This is a genomic window from Stieleria sp. JC731 (assembly GCF_020966635.1).
Classification (GTDB): domain Bacteria; phylum Planctomycetota; class Planctomycetia; order Pirellulales; family Pirellulaceae; genus Stieleria.
Window position 1 is genome coordinate 543,879 of record NZ_JAJKFQ010000005.1, and the last position, 23,047, is coordinate 566,925.

Sequence of the window (23,047 nt, forward strand, 5' to 3'; positions counted from 1 at the left end):
CGCGGACCTCAAACCACAGCATCGATGCTGAACAGTGTGATTCTTGTTTAAGTCTCGCGCCTACCCAACTCATCTACCATGCGAAGATTTACAACTAACTCCCCAAGTCAGAACCGTCGCAACACTGCGTCGCGATTCTCGATGGTTGGCCATCAGCAACCTTGCCGACGTTGTCGCGGTGTCGTGTTGCTGATCGTTTTGGGAATGCTTTCGCTGTTCACGGTACTGGTGGTCAGTTTCGTGGTCTTCAGTAGTCAAGTCGCGGAGTCTTCGGCTGCGAGCCAGGAACGCCGCTTGACGGAGATTTTGCCCGACCCGCCGATTGAAAACGCAGTCAATCAGCTAATCCTTGGCACGAATGATTCCAAGAGTGCGGCGTTCGGCGCCAGCCTGATGGAAGATTTCTACGGTAGCGACGGACGCTTGATGCGTGTTGCCCACCGTCGTGCTAATGGCAGCGGTATTCCCGCGCCTTATGGAGCTAAAGTGATGCCCCGCGAGGCTGCCGGGCAATACAAGGTTGCTCGCGGTCAATTGTTGTTGCCGCTCGATGCGGCTTCTGAACCACAAACGACACTGTTCAAGTTCCCAACGAACTTGGCTTACTGGCACTACGATGGGGCAACCCCGCCAACGAATTTGCCAGCACCCTGGACGGGAACAGCTTTCCAAGAACACGCAAACTTATTTCCACACCTCGATGATTCGCTTTCCGGGCGTGTTCTGACCTTTGACGAAGGACCGCTAAAGAATCGCTCCTTCCGCGTCATTCGTTCGTTTGGTCGTGAAAATGGTTCCAACGATAGTGGAAGCTCCTACGCCAACGTGACGAACTCGGCTGAGTTTTCGCTCGCCGGAAACGTGGTGATCGATCTGGCCGAGTTTGGTGGTGAAGAGGTCGATGTCTACGGAGTCACCGAACGGCTTTATGATGTCGCTGCAACTCGCCCGAACACCTTGCTGTATTCACCCGGTGATGATGACGAACCCGGTGTTGCCGGTGTCGACGATGATGGTGTCAACGGTGTCGATGACGACGGTGAACTTGGATATCCATTTTCAGATGATGTTGGGTATCCCTTCGTTTTAAACGGCGGGGTGTTCAATGGGCGTGGATTGAATCCTGAAGGCGTGACCGGTGTGCAGCGCAACGGTGCACCTCTGGATGCGAATGCCGAAATCGAATTCACGCTCAACAGTCGATTGACCGGTTTTTCATACCAAGCGGGAACCAATGCTCCCGAGATGGACGAGGCCTGGGACGCACCTGACTGGGAGAACTTGTTTTTGGCATGGCAGCCTAGCGATCACCGACGCCCGATTCGCAATGCCGGAAACAATATCTACAGCAGCCTTGATGGTGATCGCCTGAATCGCCAGCTGGGACAACATATCATTCCATCGTTTCACCGTCCGGCGGTCATCAATTATCTGATGAATGCGCCGATTCGCTTGCCAAGCGACACGCGTGATCCGATGGATGCGGCTTACGTCAACGTACGGTTTGCAGATATCAAAGACCGTGCGATTTCAGGGACGTTGCAGCCTTCGGATGCGGTGCGTCTGGTTTATCTAATCAACCGGATTCGTCGGGCAACCATTCGCCCGTTGAATTTCTCCCACGAGTACGCGGGTAGCTCTCTCGGTCCTGTCCAAGGCGTTGACTTGAACGGTGACGGAGTGCCATTTGATGGTACTCCAGGATTCAGCGGATCGAGCTCCGTTCCGATCTTGAACCAAACGATCGATGTCAGCCAAGTCTCATCGAACACGTTGCAAGTTGTCAATGATGTCGAAGCGCTGGCTACATGGTTGGTCAACGGCCCGTGGGACATTGACAACGACGGTGACGGTTTGCCAGACAGTGTTTGGGTTGACTTTAATTTACCTGCGATCACAGGTCCCGATGGTCGACTTCTGAAACCTATGACTGCGATGCTGGTGGAAGACCTCGACGGAAAGATCAACGTTAACTACGCGGGCAGTTACAACCAACTTTACCAAGATCGCTTCTACACTCCATCGACTGCGACCTACGGGATCTACGCCGATGCGACGGAGTATGGCGACGTCAAACTTGCCCTCGACGAATTTGGCCACGGTGGTGGCGTTGGACCAGCGGAAATCGACTTTACCCACCTATTCGCCAATGATGCCGAACAGAACACGTTATTTTTAGGGCCGCTAGCGACAACGCAAACAACTAACATTGTTTACCCATCGAGCGGACCGTCAGCGACGCTGACCTTGGACAACCTTTTATTCACGCGTTACGGAAACCTGCTTAACACCCGTTATGGCGGATCGATTTTCGACTACGCACGGTCGTACCCGTATCCAGGGGTGTTGTATCCGTTGCCATCGGGCAGTCCCGCTGGTTACCCACAATCGATTTACCCCTACACGATCATCAGCGAATCGGATCGTCGCTATTCGCCGACGCCCGCCCAACCGGCGCGAGCCGAACAAGCTCGATTCTTGAAGTACCCCGGTGCTGGCAATCGGTACTATCCGTCTGAGGAAGCGGACAAGCTTGCGAGGATCCCTTTCCCATCGCGGCTTTACGATCATGCCGCGACTGCAGTCGCTGGACGACCGGTTGACCTTTCGGGAACCGAGATCGTTTACAAAGAACCCAACGGATCGCACCGATTCAATCGGCCTTATAGCGGCGCTGATGTCGCGAACCATCCCTATGAGTTTGGTGCGACCGAGGTTCGTGGTGATGACGTGCCGTTCTCGCCGGCAGAGTATGTGGACTTTTTGAAAGGCGGTCCCTTGGGAGGACGCCTATCGCAGCTGTTGTCGGATGCTGCCGAACGCAACGAGGCACTTCCTCGCTTGTTGACGACCGAAAGTCGCAGTGTCGATTCGCCGGAAGTTCCCGGGATGCCTAGCTTGTTGCACTTGATCGCCGAAAGGTTCGAGCGACATTCAACAGCGACCGGCGGAACCGAGCCTGATGATCGTGTGCAGTCTGTGTTGCTGAACCGCATGTTGGCGGTCGAGCTTCGCAAAGGAAGCAAGCTGAATCTGAATCGACAACTCGGCAACAACCGGACCGATACGGTCACAACGAACCATGTCCCGAATATTGTTGTCGCGGGCTTGTACGACGAGTCTGCGGAAACGGCCTCGCAGTTGCAAACGAATGGTGCCGGTGGCTGGGAAAACAAGACGGCCAACAACCGCAATGCACCAGAAGCGGCATTTCCCCAGCTTGGCGTCGACTCCAACTTGAACCTAACTGGATCGACTATTTCGGTTGGTAGCCAAGGCAACCTTGGAACGCAGGCATCGGTTTCGGCTCACTACGGCCCAACGAATCTGAATCCGGTTACGAACAACACGAACGCCGCCGTTCCGCTTTTAAACCAGGCTCCCTACACCAACACGGGCCTACGAACTTACGACAACATCGCGGACTTCGACGGCGTCGATTTGAACGGCGATGGTTTCATGACACCATGGAACCCCAGAAACTCACCTTGGGATCCGACGGCGGCTCCGACCGGCAACCCTGCGCCCGATCCAGGACTTTCGCCAAATACCGCCGAAGGCACCGATGTTAATGGTGACGGTGAAGCCGACGCGATCGCCAACGGATCCGAGCTACTTGCCCGTCACTTGTACTGTTTGATGTACGCCTTGTTGGCCGCCGACATTCAGGCTAGTGGTGAATTGGTTCCCAACTATCCCTACCCAGGGCAATTGTCGGGAGCTCCGGTCGACGTCAAGAACCGATATGTTGCTCGTCAGCTAGCACAGTGGGCGGTTAATGCGGTTGACTATCGCGACATCGACACCAAGTTCACCCGCCTTCGCTATGACTGGAATCCTTTCGATCAAAATGGGTTCAACTTGGCGATCGCCGCGAACAACGAAGTTTGGGGTGTCGAGCGTCCCGAAGCTCACTTGTCCGAAGCATTCGCGATGCACGACAAACGGCTGAAGCGAAACCTTCCTGAGTTGCTTGACACGACTACCGCGCCGCCGACCAGCGAAGACGGCGACGGCAATCCGGCGAACAACGAATTGCCAAGTGACGATGAATCGACCGACAGTTCGCAGTACGCAGCCGACAAGGACATGGACCAATTCCGCATGCCTCAAGGTAGTGCGTTTGTCGAAATCCAAGCCTTGGCACCTCCCGTCTCAGGAACCGGCGGAGCTCAGCCCAGTTTGCCCGGTGAACTTTATTCCAGCAATCGACTTGATCTTGGTCGTGTCGTCGGAACCGGTGTCAACCAAAGTCCCGTTTGGCGGATCGCGGTTGGTGAAAACCACGGCGGCGAACGATTCAAAAGCTCGCGTTGGATGTTTGATGCCGATCGTTTGGAAGCTTTGCAAACCTCAGGTGAAGGTAATGCGGCATACCTGGGTACTGGGCTGGACTGGAACAATGGAGCCGATGTCACCGCCGCGCGTGATGAATGGCAAGGTTCCGTCTGGGGGACTCCTCCGACCGTGCCAACCTGGTATTCAGCCGACGTTCGCAATAGCCGACGAGTCACCTCGGACTCGTTGCGAACGGAATACGTGACGCTCGGCGATACGGATTTCAATCCGACAAATGACGGTACGAATCCGACGCGACTGCAGCTGACACGATTCGTTTGGTTTGCTCCGCTATCTCCCGGATCAAACCCGAACCTGCGACTTCTGAATGATGCTCGCAGCGGTATGCGTCACAACAACGTCTTTTTCCAGCGTCGCCAACCGATTCACAACCCGGTCGGAAGTGCGACCGGTGATCCGGAAAATTCAGGTTTGTTACTGGCCCCTGGCCAATATGCCTTAGTCGCGCCACGTGCCAGAACTTACTTTGGCCAACGGAAGAAGCCTGCGAACAACGACGCCGACCCGCAGCCTGCTTCGACAGACTTTGCTTATGATCCGTCGTACCAAAAAATCGAATTGGGACAGGTCGGCGCTTCGGCCAACTTTGGTGTCGAATACTACAACAGTACCGATAACACGACTTTGCTAACGCCGACCTACTCCGACGGGTCGAATACCTTTGACGTTGGCAATGTCTTGCCGATCATCTGTGAATCGTTGTATCCCGACGAGCTTCCAGCCAGTTACTTCACCGCGGCAACAACACCGGTGCGTACCGGCTGGACTGACTACCAAACGAACATCCGCAGCACCGATCCCGACCTGCGGGTCGATATGGGATTCAATATTAGTGCTCCCTTGCCGGGTGGGAATTTCTACCGTGCACCGACGCATCAGGTCAGTACCGACGCGGCACCCAGCGGTGAAGTTTATCCATACGACTCCTACAGCGACGCCTATCACAATCCTCCACCGGCTCCGCCAGCGAGCTTCTTCCCCGACACTCCCTTTGACCACGTCACCGGTCGTCCTCTGGAAGACAATTCGTACACATTGGATTTGCCAACTGGTGAAGTCAACGTCCAGTGGAACGCGATCGGAACTCACCAAGAAGCGGCAACGATCTTCTTGCAGCGCTTGGCTGATCCGACGACTCCTTGGCACCCGGTCAACAACCCGTACATCACCGTCGACTTCATGCCGATGGATTTGACCACCTTCAATGGTGAGCAAGATGTCCGTGAAAATGTCGATCGCAAGATTGGTCTCGATGGAATGGGTAACCCAGATACCCGCATTGAGTTGATCGACAATCGCTCGGTTTGGGACCGTACCACTTACATCGGAAGTCCCAATAAGAGCAACGGTTTTGTGCCGGAGCTTCAGTTGGATACACGCCGCAAGATTCCAAACTTGGAAATGGATCGCGGCATGTCACAGATCGTCAATGTTGACACCGTTGGAAACACCACGAACAGTCGCGAAGTCATCGCGCATCGCACGAAGCTGTCGATGACGACGAGCGATTTGCGTCCGACCACTCCGACCCGGAACATTCCTCCGGCTGGGACTGCGGAAGACTACATGGCGTTTAACTTGGGTTCGATGTGGACGACTGGCAGCGAGAATGCGGGCCTGCCAGATACGAGGTATCGCGATCGCACGGCAACGCCGCTTGCATTTGACACCGACGCGCTGACGTTCAGCCAGTCGCTCGGGTTTATCAATCGCGAATACGGATCTCCCGTTCAATCGGATTACAACCGTGCGGGTGTCTTCGAAGCCGACTTTGTGTACTTCAACACCATTCCTTGGATGAATCGCGAGTACCGCTCGTCGATGGACTTGTTGAACGTGCCGGCGGTTTCACACAGTCGGCTGATGGCGACGTTCAATCCAATGACGGTGCTGCAAGACAGTGCTAAACGAGAATTGACCATTGATTCGGTTGAAGCGATCGAAGCGATCAGCGGATCGCCAACAATTCGTACTTCGCACCTGTTGGGTTTCGCCACAGGAAATGCCTCGATTCGTACGGACGATGGCCAAACGACAGCTTTCGGTGCGGCACAAGCCCGTCCCGAAGTTGGTCTAGCCATTGACGACGATGCGGACTTCAGCGATCTGACCGGTGGCCGTGCAGGCTTCGAACAGATCTTTGATTATGTCGATGTCGGGCCGGTTTGGTTCGACAGCCAGCGTTGGTTGGATCCAGCTTCGGTGTCGTTCCGAGCGGACCGAAACATGGCGGCAGCGTCGACGGTGCAGGGGCAATTCGAGCGGATGTTCAACCGCACTGTGGAAACGTTGCAACCGCCGAACAACTTCATCGGTCTGCATCGCACGCCAGGCAAGATCAACCTCAATACGATGCCAGACTATGTCCGCAAAGGACCTAACTTTGCGACAGCAGCACCCGCAGCGGTGCGGTCAGGGCAATTCCTGGATGGTGTGGATGATCCGGCTGACATGACTGCTAATCCACAGCAAATACTTGAAGACCCGACCAATCCTCAGGTATTGGCCAGTCAACAGCAAGACATGAACTGGAACCCTGCCAACAATGCGGTTCGGGGTGATGGACTGTCATCGCAGTACGTCGGTTCCGATCTGTACGGGAACGGTTCGGTTTATCGTTCCTTGGCGTGGGGACATTCGACGTTTTATGAGTTGGACGGTACTCGCGGGTCCCCATCGGTATTGGGGCAAAACAATCGTTATTTCGAAGGTGCAGACACATCATTCGGCCGCGGTTTTAAAGGCTTCGTCGAATCACGTCGGGGCTATAGCACCACGCGAGCTTACCCAGCGGGTGTGCCGAGACCGACGATGGCGATTCCAAACCCGGAATTGGACTATGCCTATCCAACTCGATTTGCTGGGCTGTTTGCACCTGCCCAAGCAAGTGTGACTCCCTCGGTTCAACGTTTCATGCGACAGATGAGTCATGATACGACCAACACCGCTGGCTTCCCACGTCGGACACATGACATGGGACTGCTGCGTCCACACCCTGACTTTGACTTGCGGACACTGACCGCCGATCAGCTTACCGATCTGCAGACCGTGACGGATACTCGCTTCTCTCTGTTGGTAGAACAAGACTCGACAGTGAATACGCTAAACAGTTCCGCTGGGAATAGCTTGTTGCCGGTCATCACCAATGGGACCGAAACTGAAACTCGACCGGCGGGTGTATCCAACTATCCGCCGGAACTTGATCCGGTGGTGCGATTGCGAATGCCATTGGTGAACACCGGGCTGTTCGAGCGTCCGCAGGCGGAACTTCACATGAACCGCCGTGCAAAAGATCGTGACGTTTACTTCCGCTATCAACAGGCGGCTCGGATGGCGGGCATGACGACGCATCATAGTAACGTCTTCCTGGTGCGGATGACTGTTGGTTACTTCGTCGTCGATCCTCAAACCGGATCGGTCACACAAGAGTATGTAACCGACACCGGCGAACCCAAACGTTCCAAAGCAACGTTCGTCATCGACCGGACCGTTCCGATCGGCTTCTTGCGTGGCAAGAACATGAACGTTGAAAAGACGATCCTCTACTCGGAAATCGAAGAGTAGGAGTGACCATGAACCAGAATCGATTAAATATGAATTCGTTTCCCAGTCACCGTCGGATAGCCAAGGACGGTTTTACGATCTTGGAAGTCTTGATCGCTTTGACCGCATCACTATTGCTGATGTTGGGACTGGCGCGTGCATACAAGCTGCTTGGTGATAAGATCACCGAACGGCAATCCGAAATGGATCTTAGCGTTCGGCTGCGTGACGTTTCGATCCGACTGCGTGACGAACTTCGACGTGCGACTTGCGAGATGACTCCTCCGGCCAAGGTTTCGGCCGGTGAAGGGTACTTGGTTTATCACGAAGGGCCGTTTACCGATTCGACGACGATCCTGGGAAGTGTGCCTCATCCGACACCGGCGAATACGACGTACTTTCCGGACAGCCGTGTCGGCGATATGGACGATTTCCTGGCGTTCACCTCTCGCGCCAAAGAAGGCGCACCGTTCATGGGCTTCATCCCGCAAGGTGTGTTAGATGCCGTTCGGTTCATCAAAGGTCAGATGACAGCCGCCGAGCAAAGTGCCTATACCAACGTGTCGGGAACCCAGCTGACACCGTTTTATTCCGAAGTCGCCGAGATCGCCTATTGGGTATCTCCCGAATGGGTTCGTAACGCAGACGGATCGCTGTATTACGAAAACCAAGTTGCCGATACCAACGGTGATTACACCTATCACCCGGTTTACCTAGACCGTAACGGGGACCTGCTACCGGATCGGTTGAATCTGCACCGCCGAGTCCTCTTGGTGCGGCCCGATCTGAACTTCACGCCTGCGGAAATGAGTATCGTCAACGGAACCGGTGTTCCGGCAACCATCCCCGCCACCTGGAGCGTACCGACAATTCCATTCTTGGTTCGAACCGCTTCCGGGTTGCGAGTCTTGCCAATTTCCGATGTGAGTGCGACCAATCAAGCGATCTTTCCGAACGCGGTGTCGATCAACGCGCCTGGGCTTTGGCAGAACACCGGAACGCCTGCGGCACAGTTGTTGGCCTCGCCACATTGGTTGACTGGCTTGGCACGCATTCAACAGGTGATGGATTTGTCGATCAGTCGCGTCACTGACTACTGGAGCACCCCAGCGACGGCCGCTGGAACCTACGCGACCTACGGAATGCCTACCGCAATCCTGAAGGCAAACTCGCTTGCAGAATTGACACGTCCGGAAAACCGTTTCGCCCACGTGCGGATTCCTCATCAGGTGATCAGTGCTTCCCCAGGTTCGTCGATGCCGCAATTGGCACTTTGTCCTCCGCATCCGTACTTGGTTGCCAGGGAATTTTCGCCAGCTGATTTGCTCGATACGACCGATCCTTTGACAACGGTTAACGGTGCACCAACGACGTTTCCCCATCAAGCTGATGCCACGGTTGGAACCGCACCCGGAAACGCCAAGTACTTGGATCGCTATGGTCGATTCACACTAAAAACATTCCTACGCCCCGAGTTCAACTTGGCTGATCAAGTCAGCGACGTTGGCGCTGGTGGAACCTCGCTGGCTCGTGTTCGTCGAGGTGGCAGCGATATCATTGCCACGGACGTCGTAGGCTTTAACATCCAGATCTATGATCCCTCCGCACCGCGATTCGTTTGGATGGGACCTGATGGGCAGCCCGGTGTCGCCGGCGTCGACGATGACGTTGACGGCAGCGTTACTGACGAGGCTGACGAACTCGGCTGGCCCGGCAGCGATGACGAGGTCGTTACCGTTAACGATCCTCGCATTGATGAAGTCTTTGTTGGTAACGGAAACCGAACTCCGACGAACTGGAACGCGACGCCCAACCGGTTGTTTAGCCGAGTCGACGGTGGAGACTTCGTCGATTTGGGTTACATGCGTCTCGCTGGTGGCCCGATGCGTGGGTTGTTCCAGTTTGATCAGACCGGCAGTGATATTTCGCCGGTGATTTTGCCGACAACACCTGCGGCTTCTACAACGAATCACGTTGAAGAATTTGTCAGCCCATTCAGCGGGTTCAGTGCGGATCGAATCACGATTGATGCGCCCACTCCTTTCGGATCACAACAATCCACGTTTCCAGTTTCTTGGGAAAACAGTGGCCGAATGGTCGTCCGGACAGCTGCCGCGACAACACACGTCTCGTCCTTTTATCAGCCAGTCTACGACACATGGACGGACTCCTATGCGTCTGACCCTTTCGATCAAGAAGGTGTTGCGATTGGAACAACCGTGACGGGGTTCAACTATGCCGTCGAAGTCGGCGGGTTCAACGCAACCGCTTATACCGAGCGCAGAAGAACACAGGCTAATCCGTCCAATGGATCTCCAGCTGACAACGTTACACCTCGCTATGTTGTCCAGCGTCGTTGGTCTTCGTTGGACGGAGCCTACGCCAACCCAGGTCAGTTCTTCGCGCAAGACGCCGGAAAGAATCAGACGATCAACCAGCGTTCGGCGGATCCGATCGGAATCACTGCACCGGTTCCGCAACCTCTGCGTGCTTTGAAGGTTTCGATTCGGTTGAACGATCTGTCGGCCGAAACGATTCGGCAGCAGACGGTGATTCAGGAATTCTAGGGTTAGGTTTTTGTAGGACTGAAGGTCGATGAAACTGGGATGGAGCCTCGCTGTCGGATTGTTACTGGTGTCGATTGCCGCCGGTTCATTCGTCCGTGCCCGCCAGATTCAAAATTCCGTCGCGTCTTTTACTCCGCGACGATTCGCACCTGATCCCATCGAAGATGTGTTCGCGTCGAAGCAAGCGAGGCCGTATTGTTTCGATTCGAAAGCAGCGGTGTTGTTGACATCAGGTGAAGATGGGTTTCCCGGACGCGCGTTTGAGGATGATGACCTGGACGGTGAGATCGACGACCGATCGGAGATGGGAGCCGTCCCGAGTGATGATCGGTGTTTATCGCCAGCGGATGTTGGTTACGCCGAAGCGTCGCAGCGCCCCGAAACCATGGTCGTTTCACGAGGTGCATATGTCGAATGTGATGCCGAGCAAGATGGGGAAGCCGACCGGGTTTTAAGGCCCGATGGTTGGTATGTCGGCGGTAAGTCGCAGTAGTCGTGATCGACAGTATAGGTGCGTGACGTCGAGAAACCGTTGGTAACGGGATGCGGTTAACGCGTGATGTTTACGTTTTCATCAGCCGCCACGCGCGAGCGTGCGGTTCTGTGTTCGGGATTGGTCTGGGGCAGGAACCGCGGGCTGGCGCCCTGCGGCTGATGGGCGATTTGTATCAGCCGCTACGCGCGAGCGTGCGGTTCTGTGTGCTGTGCACGGTTCGGTGATTCATCTAACCGTCGCTAGCGCGATTCGGCTCATGGGTATTTTCAACCGTCGCTAGCGCGATTCGGCTCAGGGTTGGTGTTCTTGCATTCCTTCACCCAAAAAGAAACTTGTGTGGGGAGGCTTGTTGTAAACAACGTTTTGCCATGCGATTGCAAGCCGATACTGATGATCTTGCATCAGGGTGACGATTCGATGGTCACTTGGAATCGTTGTTGTGAAAACTCGCAAACTCTTTCGATCCGGCGATGTCATGATCAACTCTTCACGCCAGTCGCCGAGGATGTCTCCGACTAAGTTTGGGCCTCGGGGGGCACCACGGCTTTGGGTATTGAACAGCGTCTCTTCGCGTTCATTTTCCCAGTTCCATTTCTGGACGCGTGAGTACCCGACCAACTCGCGAAGCAAATCGCCATCCCACCAAATCGCCCAACTGCTGGTTCGTGGTGCGCGACCGACCACTTGGCCTTTTGCTGTGCGCAATCCGCCGGGACCTCCCCAAGCCTCGCAGCCCGGATGTCGCGGGTCGATGTCTGCGGCAAGTCCGCTGCCGATATCCACACCCGGACTATGACTCCAGAGAATCTCACCGGTGCGGGCATCACGCATGGCTGCACCGGGAGTTCCGAATCGACGCGTGGCTTCTTCGTTTTCTTGGACCGAAAAGATCTCTAAGCCCGGACGTTCGGGATCCAGGTCACTTAGGTGCATCGCGTCTCCGTGACGTAAACCTGATGAGTACAACCCCGTGCCGTCATCGTCGACCACCATGGCTTGATAAACGATTTCGTCTTTCCCATCCTCGTCAACATCGGCAACGGATAACGAATGGCCGCCCATGCCGGAAAACGCGGAGGCGTCTCGGTAGGGGCGACGACCGATACCGGAATCAAAACTCCAACGCTGCGTCAGTTCCCCCTCGCGCCAGTCCCATGCGGCCATTGCGATGCGTCCATACACGCCACGGCACATGACAACGCTGGGCCGTTTTCCATCAAGGTACGCGATGCAGGCAAGGAAACGATCACAGCGATTTCCGTAGTCATCGTTTCCACCATTGCCGCCGATTCCTCCCCAGCCATTGATGGGGTCACGTCCTGGAATGTAGTCAACCGTGCAGAGGGCTTTACCGTCGGTGCCTGAAAAGACGGTGAAGAATTCCGGTCCCGATAAGACTCGTCCGAAAGACTTCGAACGTTCTTCCAGAACTCGCCAATCGGCTGTCGCATCTCCGATCACATTGCCTTTTCCGTCTGTGGTTCCGTCTGCCGTTTTGCAAGCGACTTCGGCGCATCCGTCACCGTCGAGGTCGTAAACCATGAACTGTGTGTAGTGTTCTCCTTCGCGAATGTTTTTGCCTAGGTTGATTCGCCACAACAGCGTCCCGTCGAACTCATAGGCATCTAAAATGGGTTCACCGGTGATTCCAGAATGTGAATTGTCACGTGCTTTGGAAATCTGATGGAGCACGATTTCGTAGTCGCCGTCACCATCCAGATCTGCGATGGAGGTGTCGCCAGGACGGTAGCCATCGATCGATTGGATAGGGATTTCGTGGTACCCGTTCTTCCACAGTTTCACCGTTTTCGAATTGCCGCCTTCGATACCGTCGATCACTGGTCGAATAAAAAATTCGGCATCATTATTTGCAAGCGAATCGGCGACAAAGTTTGTCCCTCCGGAAAGAGGGCTATCGTTCAGGCGTTTGCCCTGGGATTCCGGAGAGGTCTCGTACACATTGAACTGAACATTCGGCGGATCATCGCTGAGCAATCGCCAACTTAAGAACACACGCTCGCCATCGGCGACGGCGACCAGCCCACGATCGATTTTTTCTCTCTGACGCTGATCGTGTGGAGGCTGGCCCCGTGATTGAATACAGGACAGCGCCACGCTTCCGATCGCAATGGTGAAGTGAAGAAGGTTCATTTGTCGCATGGAGGTGGGCATCGCGAATCGAATTGAGGAGGGATGGGAAAGCAGTATAGTTGTATGTGGAAGGGAGTCTTTTGCCTTGGCCAAGTCCGTCAAACCCTTTCTCTTTAAGACATTTATTAACGAAACAGGGACGATGGGATGCAGTTTCTAAAAAAGCTCTTTGGTTCTTCGGGTCCCAAGAACGTGACCATCGAAATCGACTCAGTTTGGCAAACCGACCAAGCGAAGCGGCAAGGTATTGGCAAAGAGATCCAACGGGCTGACCAAAGTGACGCCGTCGCGATTCTGGTTATCGCGCATTTTGCAGACTCCTTGCGCTGGGTACAGGAAGTTACGGAATCGATCTCGTGTCAAACACCGGTCATGGCGGTGCTTGCAGATCAACTTTCTGCCAGTATCGCATCGGGGTTGGATGTCACCCATTCAGATATCATCGAACTGATCATTGCCGAGCGTCATCCCTTGCCTCGTGTTGACGGTAAAGTTCTTAATGACTTTGCCGCCGTGTTGCCTTGCCGCTGCAGGGTGACATATCACCATTCGCTGGAAGAGCCATTGATGCGGCAATTTGCTGGCGACAACCTCTCGCGAATGTTGGAGATGTTGGGCATGCAGCCGGATGAGAAGATCGAGAGCAGCATGGTGACTCGTGCGATCCGCAATGCACAAAAGCGTCTTGCGTCTGCCTTGTCATCCAACTCTCATAGCGGCTTGAAAGCGGATTCGATGGAGGAGTGGTTCCAGAAAAACGTTTCTAAGAAATGAGCTCTGCCTCTTTTGGCTGGGCACGTTGGGGTAAGAAGTGGCGTGCGAGCCAATCCGATATTTACGTCATGGTAGCGTTCCTCTGATCACGCAAAACGGACCAATCGTGTACCATGATGAGGTCTTGTCACCCCATCGTGGAGCTATACATGAAATTGAAGAGACAAATCGCCGGGGCATGTCTCGGTTTGGTATTTGCAGTCTTGTCAGTCGGGATGTCTCCCGCTGCCGCACAGGAAAAACTTTCGCCCAGCTACATTCCGCAGGATGCGATTGCGGCCGCGTTTGCGTTTCCCGCCGAAACGTTGACCGACAAATCAATGGAAATGATGCCGGTAGAAGTCGCGCAAGCATTTCTGCTGACCGAAGTCGGAATCGATCCCTTCAAAGTCCGGTCCGTCAAGATTGTTTCCGGCATGCCATCACCCGCAGGGCCTGTTGCTGGCGCGGTGATCGAGTTCACCGAATCGTTCAGTCTGGATCAATTGGTTCCCAAGATCCGCGAGCGTTTTGAAGAGTCGACGTTAGATGGCAAGCAGATTCTAGAGTCGATGGGACGAGGGCCAACCATTCAGATTTTCCAGCCGGATTCGACAACCGTGTTGGTGGGTGTCGGCGGCTACCTATCGAACATGCTCAATGCATCGGCGTCGGGTTCGTCAGGGCAATTGGCTGCGTTGACCGGACGAATGTCTAAACGTCCCGGAGTCTTAATCGCTACCGTCTTTGGCCAAATCCGAAATATGGTCACACCGATGCTGAAGCAGCAGCAGGGAAACTTGCCGCCTCAGCTGCATGGTCTGACAGACTTGTTCGAGCAATGCGACGCTTTGTTGGTGAACGTCAATCCGAACGTCATGCAGACCAAGATGCAAATCACCTTGATCGGGAAGGACGAGTCGTCGGCTCAAACGGTCGGCAAGACGCTCAATGACAGCATCGATTTCGCACGGCAAATGATTGTCGCTCAGATGGCGTCCAGTATGCAAGGGAATGATCCGGTCGAACAAGCGACTGTGAAGTACTTCATTCGTATTTCCGAATTGCTAGGCAATCGATTCCGGCCTGTTGTAAACGGCAAGTTGGTTCAGATTTCAGATGACGGCGGTTTCTTTTCGGTTGGCGTTGCGATTGGTCTTCTATTGCCCGCAGTCCAAGCTGCACGCACCGCGGCGCGGACCATGTCGTCATCGAATAACTTGAAGCATATCGGTTTGGCCATGCACAACTATCATTCCGCATACAACACGCTTCCGATCAACGCGATCACGGATGACGCAGGAAAGCCGCTACTTAGCTGGCGTGTTGCGATTCTTCCGTTTATCGAAGAACAAGAGTTGTATTCAAGGTTTCACTTGGATGAACCGTGGGACAGTGATCACAACAAGCAACTGATTTATGAGATGCCGAAGGTGTATGAGCATCCGAACCTAACGCTTGCCGTTGGTGAGACCATTTACCAAGTTCCTTTTGGTGAAGGTCTAATCATGGAGAAGGACAAGCCACGGCGTTTTAGAGATGTCATCGACGGTTTGTCAAATACGATCATGGCCTACGAATCGGCTGAGACGTCCGCAATTGAATGGACCAATCCGAACGACCCGGTCATCAACATGGCCGATCCCTTGGCAATGATGGGAGATTCGCCTCCGGGTAGTTTTCAAGTTTTGATGGGCGATGGCGCCGTCAATAGAATTGTGCGAAATGTCGATCTGGATCTGTTTCGTTCGTTGTTGACGTTTGCTGGTGGCGAACGGATTAACGGGTTTTAGGTCGGCTGTCGCGACTGCTGAAGCCAAGCTGAAATCAGAAAGCCACTCTCGTGTCGGGAGTGGCTTTTTGCATGGCGGTAGTGGACGAAGCGATGAGTCCATTCAGCAGGCGTTCTGGCCGATGGGATTGGCTGAGTGGTGTGGAATGGACTGCTGCAGTAACCGCGGGCTAACGCCCGGCGTCTGATATTGCACAGCAACGTATTTAACCGTCGCTAGCGCGATTCGGCTCATGGGGGGATTTTTATCAGCCGCTACGTGCCAGCGTGCGGTTACCCGGTCGGGATCCCAAACCGGCAGGAACCGCGGGCTGGCGCCCTGCGGCTGATGAGCGAGCAGACCAGATTGTGGAGGCACAATCAGCCGCTACGCGCCAGCGTGCGGTTATGTGTTCGGGATCGGTCTGGGGTATAAACCGCGGGCTCATGCCCGGCGGCTGATACCTCTTGGTCGAATCCCCCTGACCGAGGTGCGGTGAACCGTTGAAGCCGCACGCTTCAGATCAAAACCACCCTCGAAATCGAGGAAAAGTTCGCCAGTTGACTGTTTTTGCTTCGTTGAGGGGAAACATTCGCCGATATCGGAAAAGGATGTCAGCTTTTAACGGTTATGCGGGCTGTACCTGCAAAACCGCGGTTGATGTTCTAGCAATCGAAATCGCTCCCGCGGATCAATCCCTCAAGGCGAATGCGAACGTTTTGGCTTATCACGACCGCGAGTTCGTTTCTGGCAATGCTACCGGCAACGCCAATCACGGAGCCTCATGCGGTCGCCGAAGAACGTCTGGTTTTGCCGGGCGCAGACGCAAAGGAAACCGAGGTCCGGCATGCCGATTCGGTTGAACAGATTCTTTTGGTGAAGCCCTCGCACCACATTCACTCGGTGGATCCGATCGCCACGTCATCAACCGACCCGACGATTCCGCAGGACCTTTCGCCATTCGTGGTCGACGACACGTTGGTTCGCCAAGCGTTGGCAAACGACATCGCAATTGAACGGTCAGCCATTCCAACGGCGGTGTGGCTCTCACCAAAGACCACGACACAATCTGGCATAGGCTCGAACATTCAAAGTGTCGTTCGCCAAGTTGGATTCAATACCGTTTCCGATCAAATGAAGCCAGCAACGGAAACCAGTTCTCAAGCGGCTACCAACGTTGTCGTGGCCGAACTTCCGGCTCCGCTTTTGCATCGGAAACCGTCGTCCAGACGCATCACTCGTCCCGCCCGTTCGGTGATTCAAACTGCTGGGGAAGAGCTTTCCGGGAAAGCCTCTGGCGTGGTGACTGAACTGCAGCCGTTGACGATCCCGGTACGAGAGCCGACCAACGCTCCTCGCGCGAGCTTGAACAAGGTTGACGATTTGGTGACGCTGGTAGCGACCGATGCGGACTTGCTATCAGTGCTGCAGATGATTGCCGAACATCACGAACTGAACCTCGTCGTTGGGCCGGAAGTCATCGGCGCGGTCACGGTGAATATTCGTGGAGCTCGACTTGATGAAGTGCTAAACGCCATTGTTGGCGTCGCGGGATTTCATTGGCATATGAAAGACCATTTGCTGTACGTTACCGCGCCACAAGTCGATGTCATGGACCCGATGATTCAAGGACGCCGATTGCAGGTGTACCCGCTGAACTACGTCGCCGCAAAGGATGTCGAACCGATCGTTGCGGGGCTGCTTTCGCCGATCGGAAAGTCGTTTGTGACTCAGTCGAGTGATACCGAAAAGTTGCAAACGCAAGAGTTGCTGATCGTCGAAGACGGCGAGACCGGGCATTCACGCATTTCACAATACATTGCTCAAGTCGATGTCCCACCGGCACAAGTATTGGTCGAAGCGCATGTTTTGCAGATCGATCTGGATGATGAGCAGCGTCAAGGAGTCGACCTGACAGGGCTGGCTCGAGTCGCCGGAGCACGACTGACTCTCGAAGGCAACGGGTTTGCCGATAGCGAACCCGATGGGCCGTCACTGGCATTCCGAATTGATGGTAACGACGTTGACGGTTTGATTGAGGCCATCCATTCGAACACTTCATCTCGGACGTTGGCATCGCCCAAGGTCAGCGTTGTGAATCGCCAAATGGCGAAAGTCCAGATTGGGCAGCGTCTACCCTATGCGGTTGCAACAACGACACAAACCGCAACGATTCAAAATGTGCAGTTTTTGGACGTCGGGATCGTGTTGGAAGTGACGCCGGTGATCACCGAAGATCGCTATATCCTGATGACGGTCTTGCCAAAGATCTCTGGCGGACGAATTACGGAATCCGGGTTTCCTGAAGAAGACACGACGCAGGTTTCGACGACGGTGTTGATGCCCGACGGAAGTGGTTTGGTGATCGGCGGACTGATTCGTGAAGTTGATCAGAGCAACGAAGCGGTCGTGCCTGGACTCGGGAAACTGCCGGTGATCAAGCGGTTGTTCAATCGCAGCACCAGTCAATCGCGTCGCAATGAGCTGGTCGTGGCGTTGGTGACGCACATCATGGACGGACCACGGCCGATTCGTGAACGCGAGTGTTTAGATTTGCAACAGGCGTTGCCACCATACGCGGCGAAAGAGTTGACCGTCAGGTAATAGCCGACGGACGTTTAAAGCGAGTTGATATGGTGTCGGTTTCCTGAGCCGCGATGGCGCTAGCCGCGGTTGGGTGTTGTTAACCGTCGCTAACGCGATGCGGCTGATGGGGGCAGGGGGGATAATCTCGCTATAATCAGCCGCTACGCGCGAGCGTGCGGTTCTGTGTGCACGATCGGTTCCCACCGGAAACCGCGGGTTGGCACCAGAGTGCGGTTATGTGTTTGAGTCCTGAACTGTTAACCGTCGCTAGCGCGATGCGGCTCATGGGGGCAGGGGGGATCATCACGCTATAATCAGCCGCTACGCGCCAGCGTGCGGTTAAGTGTGCAGGACCCCAAACTGGAAACCGCGGGCTGACGCCCAGCGGCTGATGGGGGCAGGCGGGTGTCCAGGTTTGTGGACTACTGATGGTCCAAATGGACCTTCTCGGCTGTTACCTGTTTGACTTTGATTCCTGGAACGATTTCGTCACCCGAAGCCACAATGCGATCACCGATCAAGGCACTCTGTTTGACTCCACCAAATGACCCATACACCGCGTGAATCTTAATCTTCGGTGATGGATCTTGAAGCGCTTCTGATTTCGGTTCGACTGGGGAGGCTTCTGCAGCCTGAGGCTTCGGTGGAGCGAATGCGAACAGATCTGTCTTATCCAGAACGTCGAGATCGATGCCGCTCAGCGGTGGCAATTGATAGTCGAACTCTTCATTGGATGCGTCTGTATCTGCGGAGCCTCCTGCACGCTGTGCAGTTGATTGGTACGAGACCAACTTCAATGTCGGCGTCTCAGATTCAGGCGTTGGTGTCGATGATGTCGCCAAGACTGCAACCAGAATGCAACTGAGGATCGCGATCGCGATAACTTGATTCTTGATGGTTCGGGGCCTGTTATTGCTCATGGTCTAGCTCCGTCAATTGCTCCAACTCTACAAAAAGTTGCTGTGCGGCAGTTTCGGATGAAGCCATCGGCAACCGAATGGACAGCGTGGCAACACAGTCGGAATCGATCGCATTGGGCAATCGATTCGATTTGCCAGAGCGGACAAAACTGACTTCGCAGCACCAGAATGGTCGTTCGAAGTTGAGCGTGCTTCGGATGAATTTTGTCAGGTCGGGGAAGCTGCCATGCAATTCGAGTTTGGCATTCCAAACACCGACACGACTGGTTTGTTCCAAACGCCCCCGTTCAAAACGGAACAGTTCGACGTCGTGTTCTCGTGCGACCCGTCGGATTTGGCTTTCAACTTCTTGCCAATCGATGCGTCTAGGAAGCCAGCGATCGATTTCTTTGATTTGCTTTACCGTCTCCTGATGATCTGCCTTGGATTGTTCATATTGCGTTCGAATAAGCGTTCCGCTGGAGATCAACTGGATGGCTTGATCAATTTCTGTCTCGTTGTGTTCCAAGGGGCGCAGGACCCAATCAGGTTTCGCCCAGCATAAAACACAAACCGTGAACATCGAAAACATGGCAAGCGAGCCAGCCAAATGACATCGCGTCGGGGTTCTCAGGGTTCGTTGTAGTAACGAGGCGTCAAGTGTTTCTTCGCCGTAACCCAGGGTGTGTTTCATCGATGGGCTCATGGAATCACCCTTGCGGCTAGGGGAGACGCATCGATCTGAATGACCGACTTTGAAAGTCCGATTGACGGTGTGGTCATTCGGACATTTGAAATCCGAGGGCTCTGAAGCAACTCTTCTTTCCAGTTCGAAAGTTTGTCCCTGGAGTGAATGTTGGCAACAAATGTGAGCTCCGATTTCTCCGCCTGGTCAAGACGCTTGGCTCCGCCGCTCGCGCGAAGTTGCTTTTCCAGAGGCAGCTTGATCGCCAATGAAAGTGCTTCGATTGAATGTGGCGAGTTTTGCGGTATGGAGTTGTCGGTGGCCAATGCGATCGAGGCGATCACCTGCGAAAGGCTGTCGTCAGGCTTTGCCGAATTGACCAGATTGATTTGCTCTTTCAATCGCTTGTTTTTTTCGACAAGCAACTCGGTATCTTGTTTCATCAAACCGATTGGCTTGGCGACAGCAAGGATCCTTTCATTTCGGAGTGTGGTGCGTTGACGCCGGACCCACATCGACAGTAACGATCCGGTCGTCAGTAGTGCCGCGACAACGAGCGCGATGCTCCATTTCAATCGAAGCACCTTTGCATCTCGCATCAAGCGGTATTCGCTCGGCAACAGTTCGAAATCTTGCCAGCCATCGAGCGAATCAACACAGATCGATTCGATCTCGACCGGAGCGACGGTGCTGTGGTCAAGCGAATGATCTGAGACGACATTTTGCGATCGGCTGCGTTTCATTTTCCGTACCCCTGTTTCGTGGCATCGCTTGCTAAACAGGCTAGCGACAGCGCGGTGGCAAATCTGACGTCATCGCATCGGCTGTCATTGGAAGACACTTTATTGGTTGGCCCAGTCGCTCGAGTGGTTGGAACGGGGCGACGCCGTCCCGCGAATGTCCATGTCGCCACTGGCACATTGCAGATTGTGGCTAGGATCTCGTCGACTCCTTCGATCGCCGCTAGGGGACCGGCTAATAGGATCGGTTTGTCAGCGGAATCTTTGTGACGCGATGCCGCATTGTGTGAACCGACATTTTCGGCCCGCGCGGCGTATTTCGCTGTCCGTTCGAACTCGGCAGCAATATCTGATAGATACGGACGCAGTGTGTAGGCATCCAGTGGACGTTGTCCTTGGCGGCCTTTGCTGACGGCTAGGTCTGCGAGACGTGCTGGGAGCGTGGAAAGTGATCTGGAAAGTCCGACGCCGGTCGAATGACGGACGGAAATCAAGGAGGCTTGGTGATCGAGCCACAACACACACTGGGCATCGACGCTGGTCAAGCGAAGCGACGCGTGCGTCAATGCCACCGCATGTGGCAATACCGAGTGAACTTGGTAGCCGAGTGAACTGGCGATGTCGACAAGGTGGCAAGTCGCTCGACGAGCCGTCGCTGCGATGACGTATTGATCGTCTGCACCTGGATGGCCGCAATGGATACCGGCGATGGGCCAATGGCAAATGTGTGCTTGGCTTTCGAATACCGATTCGCTGAACAGTTGAGTGCTTCGCCTGCGGACGTTTTCCAATTCATGGCCCAGCACCGTTTGATACTGCGTCCAGGAAAGCGGCAATGCGATGGCGCATTCGCATCGGTCACCTTCGATCGGACGTGGCAGGCGAAGATGGATGGTGTGCATCACTTCGTGAAGCCATTGCAGCGTCGGTTCACCGCCGGGCATCACGGGCAATTCGAAACGATATAGGTGTGACCAATCGAAGCTTTGTTCGCGGTTGCGCTTCAAACAGGCCACGCGGACTTCGGACTCCGAGATTTCGATACCGACAAACGAGGTTGTGCGTTGTTTCGAAGATCGAAACCAGCGCTGTTTGCCTGGAGCATTGCTTGTTGGGTCGACGGCGAAGGAGTCAATGGTTGCTGTGGTCGTCATCTGTTGGCCCTAATAGCTTTGTACCGTCGAAACTTCCAACAGCGGAAGCATGACGCTCATCACGACACCCGCAACAACAATCCCCATGGCCAAAATAATGGTCGGCTCTAGGGCGATTACCAAACGTTTCGTTTTTCGGCCGCCTTCGGTTTCGTAAAACTGGCCAATGTCTTCGAGTACCTCGGCAACACGACCGGTGCGTTCACCAGTGGCCATCATCTGTGCGGCTTCTGGAGGCAAGAAGTCAGCACGGAAGAGAGCTTCGCTTGCGCTGAGTCCATCGATAAGGTTAGACTCCATCTGAGAAAGCAGATCTTTCCAGGCCGGAAGTACGACCGTGTTTCGTGTCAGACGAACCGCTTGCAAAAGAGGCACGCCACCGCCGACCATCGCCGCGATCGTTCGAAAGACGCGACCGGCCGACAGTGGCCGATAGGCGTCGCGAATAAATGGGGCGTAGAGCAACAGATATCCGAAAGCTTTGCGAACGAGCAGATGACGGCGCATAGCGGTAATCGCAACAGTCGCACCGGCAAAGCCTCCAAAGCCGAGCATCCAGTGTTGGCGTCCCAGCTTGCCGAGATCCAACAAAACTTGAGTTGACGGAGGGACCGGTTTGCCAAGCGAGTCGAAGACTTTACCGAATTGCGGTAAGACACCTAAAACTAGCGCCGCCATCACGACCATGGCGGCGGCGATGAGGATCAGCGGATAAATCAATGCGCCTAGGATGCTGGCTCGAATTTCAAGTTCGCCACGCATCCGTTCACAAATGCCCGAAAGTGCCTGCGGTACTTCGCCGGTCGATTCGGCAGCTGCCAAGACCGCTGGAAGTGCTTTGGGAAAATATATTCCGTGGGTCGCCACTGCGGCTGAAAAGGTACTGCCGCTATGGACCGACTCATAAATCGCGTTCAGCGATGTACCCAGCCGATCATCTTTGCAGTTTCGCGAAACGTGCTGCACCGCTTCGGCGATTTCGATACCGTTTTGCGTCATCACAGCGAGTTGGTTCAGTGACATCAAGACGCTGGATGAGGAAACTTTGGTCAGGTGGATTTGTGCATGACCACGTTCGCCTTGTTGTAATGCCGCAGCGACATGAGCCCCAGCACGATTGTGCCCTGCACGGTTGAGGCCCGCACGAGTAGTACCGCGCGAGTGAACGCCGGAACGGTGACCAAATGGGGCCGCATTCGATTTTTCGATTGGTGTCGGTAGTCGCCGCGAGGTTTGACCGAAAGCTGACTTGTCATCGTATGGCTCCACATCGCCGGTCCGAACAAGGTTCGAACCGTCCGCAGGCGAGTGGTCGCTAGGATGGGCAAAAACTTTCATGGTC

Annotated in this window: 12 protein-coding genes; 6 read left to right on the forward strand and 6 right to left on the reverse strand. The window is 54.6% G+C overall.

Annotation, left to right across the window (positions count from 1 at the left end):
- The first annotated feature begins 78 nt into the window (after positions 1–78).
- The 3 genes from LOC67_RS13105 to LOC67_RS13115 are packed head-to-tail and all read left to right on the forward strand — an operon-like array spanning position 79 to position 10,962.
- Complete coding sequence (locus LOC67_RS13105) at positions 79–7,923, forward strand: hypothetical protein (RefSeq protein ID WP_230263059.1); 7,845 nt, start codon at positions 79–81, stop codon at positions 7,921–7,923.
- A gap of 8 nt (positions 7,924–7,931) precedes the next feature.
- The gene (locus tag LOC67_RS13110; RefSeq protein WP_230263060.1) at positions 7,932–10,469 is read left to right on the forward strand and encodes a type II secretion system protein J; all 2,538 of its coding nucleotides are present in this window, start codon (positions 7,932–7,934) and stop codon (positions 10,467–10,469) included.
- 28 nt (positions 10,470–10,497) lie between these two features.
- Positions 10,498–10,962 (forward strand): hypothetical protein, encoded by a 465-nt coding sequence (locus LOC67_RS13115; protein WP_230263061.1) that lies wholly within the window; start codon positions 10,498–10,500, stop codon positions 10,960–10,962.
- A 294-nt stretch (positions 10,963–11,256) separates the two neighbouring features.
- Here LOC67_RS13115 and LOC67_RS13120 read toward each other — a convergent pair whose 3' ends face one another.
- Positions 11,257–13,116 (reverse strand): rhamnogalacturonan lyase, encoded by a 1,860-nt coding sequence (locus LOC67_RS13120; RefSeq protein WP_230263062.1) that lies wholly within the window; start codon positions 13,114–13,116, stop codon positions 11,257–11,259.
- A gap of 147 nt (positions 13,117–13,263) precedes the next feature.
- Here LOC67_RS13120 and LOC67_RS13125 point away from each other — a divergent pair, with 147 nt between their 5' ends.
- From LOC67_RS13125 to LOC67_RS13135, 3 genes are all read left to right on the forward strand, one after another.
- The gene (locus tag LOC67_RS13125; protein WP_230263063.1) at positions 13,264–13,890 is read left to right on the forward strand and encodes a hypothetical protein; all 627 of its coding nucleotides are present in this window, start codon (positions 13,264–13,266) and stop codon (positions 13,888–13,890) included.
- A 149-nt stretch (positions 13,891–14,039) separates the two neighbouring features.
- On the forward strand, positions 14,040–15,662 hold the full coding sequence (locus LOC67_RS13130; protein WP_230263064.1) for a DUF1559 domain-containing protein: 1,623 nt from the start codon (positions 14,040–14,042) through the stop codon (positions 15,660–15,662).
- Positions 15,663–16,349: 687 nt separating this feature from the next.
- Positions 16,350–18,245, forward strand: coding sequence for a type II secretion system protein GspD (locus tag LOC67_RS13135; protein WP_230263065.1), 1,896 nt, complete (start codon positions 16,350–16,352; stop codon positions 18,243–18,245).
- Positions 18,246–18,649: 404 nt separating this feature from the next.
- Here LOC67_RS13135 and LOC67_RS13140 read toward each other — a convergent pair whose 3' ends face one another.
- Genes LOC67_RS13140 through LOC67_RS13160 form a run of 5 tightly spaced genes read right to left on the reverse strand, consistent with a single transcriptional unit; the run spans position 18,650 to position 23,043 of the window.
- Entirely contained in the window at positions 18,650–19,147 is a 498-nt protein-coding gene (locus LOC67_RS13140; RefSeq protein WP_230263066.1) for a hypothetical protein, read from the reverse strand.
- The gene (locus tag LOC67_RS13145) at positions 19,137–19,820 is read right to left on the reverse strand and encodes a hypothetical protein (protein WP_230263067.1); all 684 of its coding nucleotides are present in this window, start codon (positions 19,818–19,820) and stop codon (positions 19,137–19,139) included. The genes LOC67_RS13140 and LOC67_RS13145 overlap by 11 nt, the downstream gene beginning before the upstream one ends.
- Positions 19,821–19,828: 8 nt before the next feature.
- A complete protein-coding gene (locus LOC67_RS13150) occupies positions 19,829–20,554 on the reverse strand; it encodes a hypothetical protein (protein ID WP_230263068.1) in 726 nt (241 codons plus the stop codon).
- Complete coding sequence (locus LOC67_RS13155; RefSeq protein WP_230263069.1) at positions 20,551–21,705, reverse strand: hypothetical protein; 1,155 nt, start codon at positions 21,703–21,705, stop codon at positions 20,551–20,553. The genes LOC67_RS13150 and LOC67_RS13155 overlap by 4 nt, the downstream gene beginning before the upstream one ends.
- A gap of 9 nt (positions 21,706–21,714) precedes the next feature.
- The gene (locus tag LOC67_RS13160) at positions 21,715–23,043 is read right to left on the reverse strand and encodes a type II secretion system F family protein (RefSeq protein WP_230263070.1); all 1,329 of its coding nucleotides are present in this window, start codon (positions 23,041–23,043) and stop codon (positions 21,715–21,717) included.
- Between the last annotated feature and the right edge of the window lie 4 nt (positions 23,044–23,047).